The 5,682-nt window shown below is 63.1% G+C and carries 5 protein-coding genes and 2 pseudogenes; all 7 read left to right on the forward strand.

The window, feature by feature from the left end; all coding sequences use genetic code 11:
- Positions 1-239 (forward strand): annotated as a pseudogene (locus tag ENZ75_RS18730) (secretin); the annotation flags it as partial.
- Between the two features lie 4 nt (positions 240-243).
- Entirely contained in the window at positions 244-513 is a 270-nt protein-coding gene (locus ENZ75_RS18735; RefSeq protein ID WP_013531962.1) for a hypothetical protein, read from the forward strand.
- A gap of 44 nt (positions 514-557) precedes the next feature.
- Entirely contained in the window at positions 558-1,772 is a 1,215-nt protein-coding gene (locus ENZ75_RS18740; protein ID WP_013531961.1) for a CpaE family protein, read from the forward strand.
- Positions 1,769-3,190: a CpaF family protein gene (locus ENZ75_RS18745; RefSeq protein WP_024505345.1), complete on the forward strand. Its 1,422-nt coding sequence runs from the start codon at positions 1,769-1,771 to the stop codon at positions 3,188-3,190. Before ENZ75_RS18740 ends, ENZ75_RS18745 begins: the two co-directional genes overlap by 4 nt.
- Positions 3,191-3,194: 4 nt before the next feature.
- Positions 3,195-4,160 (forward strand): type II secretion system F family protein, encoded by a 966-nt coding sequence (locus ENZ75_RS18750; protein ID WP_027162569.1) that lies wholly within the window; start codon positions 3,195-3,197, stop codon positions 4,158-4,160.
- A 1-nt stretch (position 4,161) separates the two neighbouring features.
- On the forward strand, positions 4,162-5,124 hold the full coding sequence (locus tag ENZ75_RS18755; RefSeq protein WP_063167885.1) for a type II secretion system F family protein: 963 nt from the start codon (positions 4,162-4,164) through the stop codon (positions 5,122-5,124).
- Positions 5,125-5,204: 80 nt separating this feature from the next.
- Positions 5,205-5,682 (forward strand): annotated as a pseudogene (locus tag ENZ75_RS18760) (hypothetical protein); the annotation flags it as partial.

Here is a 5,682-nt window from a genome sequence, read left to right on the forward strand (position 1 = left end):
AGACCGACCTCGTCATCATCGTAACGCCCTATCTGGTCAAGCCGGTCGATCCGTCGAAGAAGCTCGTCGAGCCGACAGATGGCACGCAGCCGGCCAGCAATGCCGACTATTTTCTCAACAACACCGAGGAAGTGAAGGATTCCGATGCCGGTCGCACCGTGGCGCTGGCAGACGGCCGCGTCACTCAACCTGCAGCGGCCGCTTCGGCTGGGCATTTCCTCGACCTGCCGAAGGATTGAAGCCATGCGTCTGGTCTTTGGATCGAGCGTCGCCTTGCTGCTGGCCGGCTTTGCCGCTGGCTGCACCAGCGACGACTATGTGCGCAGCGAAGGGCCAACGGCCGGCGCCGGCAATGCGCAGGCCGCCAACACCGTCATGCAGATGGTCGATCCCTGGAAATACGGGGTCCAGAACACCAGGCTCCTGGTGCCGGCCCAACGAGGCAGTGCCGCGGCTGTCACACCCGATCAGGCGGCCGGTGCCAAGGCGTCGCAGTCGACCACAGGCAACTGATTCAACGGGCAACTGGTCAACGGGCGACCTGACAGGCTGACAGAATGGCAAACGGCATCAAGACCAGGAAGATCCTGCTCGTATCGACCGACAGGACGTTTGCGCAGGACACGCGCACCGCATTTTCCGCCTCCGAGATCATACAGCTCTCGACGGTGGAGAAGAACGTTACCGAGTTGCGCGGTGAGATCCAGGAAGCCGACTTCGGCGCCATCATCGTCGACATGGATGCGGCAAGGCTGGAGGAGGTCGAGTCGCTGCAGCGCATCATGCGTCGGCTGGAGGACAAGGTTCCGGTCGTCGTCGTCACCCAGGAGTTCAACGCGGCCGCGGTGCGTATTCTCGTGCAGCTCAAGGTCGCGGATTTCCTGGTCAAGCCGATCACCACGGCCGATCTGGTGCGCTCCGTGGTACGGGCGCTGCAAGGGCCCGGGCGCGAGGAAAACACCGAGTCGCAAATCTATACCTTCATGCCTGCGGCGGGCGGCGTCGGCACCACGACGCTGGCGCTGCAGACCGCCTTCCAGCTGCATCACTCGGTGACGCGCGGAGCCTCGACCTGCGTCGTCGATCTCAACTTCCAGCAGGGCGCCTGTGCCGAATATCTCGACCTCGAACCGCGTTTCGACATCACCGAGATCGAGAACCAGCCCGAGCGTCTCGACCGCCAACTGCTCGACGTGATGCTGTCCAAGCATGCCAGCGGGCTTTGCGTGCTGGCGGCACCGGCGCATCCAGCCGAGATGCGCTCGTTCAAGACCGATGTCGTGGTGCGCATGCTGGATCTCGTTTCGGCCTATTTCGACAATGTCGTCATCGACATGCCCCGCACCTGGTTTCCATGGACGGAGACCGTGCTGCTCGGTTCCAACAAGCTCTACATCGTCGCGGAAATGACGGTGCCGTGCCTGCGCCACACCCAGCGGCTGATCCAGGCGGTCTACGAGACGGCCGGCAAGGAAGTGAAGCCGAACGTCATCGTCAACCGTTTCGAACAGAAGATGTTCGATAACGGCATCAAGCAGGCGGACGTCCAGGAAATCCTTGGCGAGCATTTCGTCGGCGGCATCGCCAACAACTACCGGCTGGTGCGCGAAGCAGTCGATCGCGGCGTACCGCTGCACGAGATCGATCCCAACGCCAATGTCGTCAACGATCTGAAGAAGATCATCCTGCCGGAAGAAGCGGTCCCGACCCGGGCGAAATCGCGCTCGCTGTTTGGCATGGGCCGTGGATTGCTGAAGAGGAAAGCCGGATGACCAGCCGCTTCTCCACCCTGCAGAACCGCGATGCGCGTCCGCAGCGCGCGCATGAGACGACGCCGGTCGCCCATCATGCCGTCGTCATACCAACCAGCCGAAAGGCTTTGCCGGCAAAGCCGGAAGCAGCGCTGGCAAAGAATGCCAACAAGGTGCTCGATGCGCGCGTGCGTATCCACCGGCTGCTGCTCGAAGAGATCAATCTTGTCGCGCTGGAGCGTTTGCCGAAGGATGAGATGCGCCGGCAAGTGCATGACTTCGTTTCGGAAAAGACCAAGCAGGAGCGGATGGCGATCAACACCGTCGAGCTTGATGCGCTGGTCGACGACATCGTCGACGAGATGGTCGGCCTCGGTCCGCTCGAGCCGCTGCTCAAGGATCCCGACATCAACGATATCCTGATCAACGGCCACATGAACTGCTTTGTCGAAAAGAAAGGCAAGCTGCAGCCGGTCCACATTCCGTTCAAGGACGAGGCGCATCTCCTGCGCATCGTCAACAAGATCGTCGCCGCGGTCGGTCGCCGCGTCGACGAATCGCAGCCGATGGTCGATGCCCGCATGCTGGACGGCTCGCGCTTCAACGCGGCCATCCGCCCGGTTGCGGTCGACGGCCCGCTGGTGTCGATCCGCAAATTCTCCAAGAACAAGCTCGGCCTGCATAAACTGGTCGAATTCGGCGCCATCACCCAGAACATGGCCGAAGTGCTGGCGGCGGCCGTGCATGCCCGCAAGACGACGATCATTTCGGGCGGCACCGGCACCGGCAAGACGACCATGCTCAATGCACTGTCGGCCTTCATTCCGGAAGACGAGCGGCTGATCACCATCGAGGACGCGGCCGAGCTCCAGCTGCAGCAGCCGCATGTCGCGCGCATGGAAACACGTCCGGCCAACATCGAAGGCCATGGCGAGCTGAAGCAGCGCGACCTGGTCAAGAACGCACTGCGCATGCGCCCCGACCGCGTCATCCTCGGCGAATGCCGCGGCGAGGAGGCTTTCGACATGCTGCAGGCAATGAACACCGGCCACGAAGGGTCGATGGCGACCATCCATGCCAACACGCCGCGCGACGCCATTTCGCGGCTCGAGCAGATGCTTGGCATGACCGGCATGCCGATGACGGTGCAGTCGATCCGCAGCCAGATCGCCAGCGCGCTCGACCTGATCGTCCAACTGACGCGCCTGTCCGACGGCAAGCGCAAGGTGACCAGTGTCGCCGAGGTGACCGGCATGGAAGGCGATGTCATCCAGATGCAGGAGATCTTCCGCTTCGTGCGCACCGGCATGGAGGCCGACGGCAAGATTCTGGGCCACTACGAGGCGACCGGCATCCGGCCGCGCTTCCTCGAGGACCTGCGCGCCATGGGCATCGAGTTTCCCGGACGATATTTCGAACCCGGCCGGCCGCAGGAGTAGCCAAGTGTTCGATGGAATGAGCGCGATCTATGTCGTCTATGCCGCGGCCGCGCTGACCGGCATCCTGATCGCCGAGGCCTGTTACCTGCTTTATGCCGGCCGCAGCGACAAGCGCACCGCCATCAACCGGCGCATGAGGCTGCAGGAAAACAAGATCAGCCAGGAGCAGGTGCTCGTCCAACTGCGCAAGGAGCGCGGCCTTGACGCGGGCACGCCGCTGTTTTCGGCGGACCGGTTTCGCGCGCTGCGAACCCAGTCGGGCATGATCATGCCGCTGTCGAAATTCCTGATGATCACCTGCGGCGTGGCGATGGCGATGGCCCTGGTCGCCATCTGGTACGGCTTGCCGCCGCTGATGGGGTTCGTCCTGTTCGTGGTGCTCATGCCGCTATTGCCGGTGCTGACGCTGCGTTTCAAGCGCAAGCGCCGGCTGAAGCGGTTCGGCATGCAGTTGCCGGAGGCGCTGGAACTGATCACGCGTGGCCTGAAGGCCGGCCACCCGGTGCCGGTGGCGATCGCCATGGTGGCGCGCGAGATGCCCGACCCGATCGGCAGCGAGTTCGGCGTCATCGCCGACGAAGTGACCTACGGATCCGATCTGGTTTCGGCGTTGAACTCGCTGTTCGACCGGGTCGGCCAGGAGGATCTGCCGTTGTTCGTCACCGCCGTCTCGATCCAGACCAGTTCGGGCGGCAATCTGCGCGAGATCCTCGACGGCCTGGCGACGACGATTCGCGAGCGTGGCAAGCTGCGCCGCAAGGTGCGCGCCATTGCGACAGAAGGCCGGATGTCGGCCTACATTCTGACGGCCGTGCCGGCGTTGCTGTTTGCCGCCATCATGGCACTGATGCCGGGCTTCTACAGCGACGTCTGGGGCGAGCCGAAGACCTGGTATCTGCTTGGCGCGTCGATCACCTGGCTGATGCTGGGCAATCTGATGATGTTCAAGATGTCGAATTTCAAGTTCTGACATGCAGGGCTTCATCGAATTCCTCGCCTCGCTTGCGCCGACCTCATTGATGCCGGTGGCCATACTGCTGCTGGCGGTGGGTGCTGCCGCTGTTGCCTGGCCTGTTGTCATGGCGAAGGGCGATCGCAACGAGGTCATGCGCCGGCTCAGGGTCGACAACGGTCCCGTGGCCGCCAAACCGGAGCCGGTGCAAAAGAAGAATACCGGCATCGTGCGCGAGAAGGCGGTGAAGCGGGCGCAGGAATTCTACGCCAGGAGCGATCCGGAAAATGTCGCGCGGCTGCGCATGAAGCTTATCCAGGCGGGCTACATGGAGCCGCGCGCTGTCGGTACGTTCTTCCTGATCCGGTTCACCGCGATGATCGGCACGGCAATCGGTGTGTTTGTGCTCAACCGCTGGATGGCCAGTCCGGACGCAACGATGGCCAGCCGCTGGACATTCGTCATCCTGTCGGGCGCGGCCGGTTATTTCCTGCCCGGCCTGATGCTGAGCCAGAAAGTGCGGGAACGCAGGCGTGAGTACCGCAACGGGTTTCCCGATTTCATGGACCTGATGATTGTCTGCTCGGATGCCGGCATGAGCATGGAGGCAGGCATAGAGCGCGTCTCCAAGGAACTCGCCAAGACTTATCCCGCGCTCAGCCAGAACCTGCAGCTGGTGTCGCTGGAGCTGAGGGCCGGGCGCAGCCTCGACGATGCGCTGAAGGCGCTCGCCGATCGCCTCAGCCTGGACGAGGTGCGTTCCTTCGCCACGCTGCTGCAGCAGTCCAAGGAACTCGGCACCAGCCTGTCGGGGGCGCTGCGCGTCTTCTCCGACGACATGCGCCATAAGCGTATGTCGTTGGCCGAGGAAAAGGCGCACGCTCTGCCTGCCAAGATGTCGGTGCCCGTGGTTGTGTGCATCCTGCCGGTGGTGCTGATGATCGCGGCCATTCCAGTCATCGTCAAAATGACGGCGCACTAGCGAGCGCTCCACAAAAGCCCTAGCAAGGGGCTGACAAACCATTGTTCTGACCGAACCCGGCTTTGCAGGTGAGAAAGTCCATGCTGCTGCGCACCCTCTTCCTTGGCCTTGCCGCGGCCAGCCTGTCGCCCGCCTGGGCCGTGGCCGGCGATTGCGGCGATGCCGCCGCCTTGGTGCAGCAGGCCTATCCCAAAGCTCGAAAGAGCGCCGACGGCACCTCGTTCACGCTCGAACCCCACACCAGCATTGCCCTGACATTCGCGTATGGCGATCCGCCAGGGCTGGCTTGCAAGATCTGGCCCGCCCATGACGACCTGCTGTTGGTCGCAGTGCCGCTGATGGACGGGTCCCAACCCAGCGACTACGCGCATGCCGGCGATATCGAGCTTTTGATTGTCGACAGGAAGAGCCGGCAGGTGCGCCAGCGCCTGCTCCAGCCCGGGCTGATGAATGATGATGCCATCGCCATCCGCCAGGTGGAGCTTGATACCGGCCGCTATGCGCTGGCGCCCGATGTTACTGCCTTTGGCCTGCGCATCGAAATGGCAAACAATTCGC

This window comes from Mesorhizobium sp. M7A.F.Ca.CA.002.04.1.1, assembly GCF_004022805.1.
Taxonomy (GTDB): domain Bacteria; phylum Pseudomonadota; class Alphaproteobacteria; order Rhizobiales; family Rhizobiaceae; genus Mesorhizobium; species Mesorhizobium ciceri.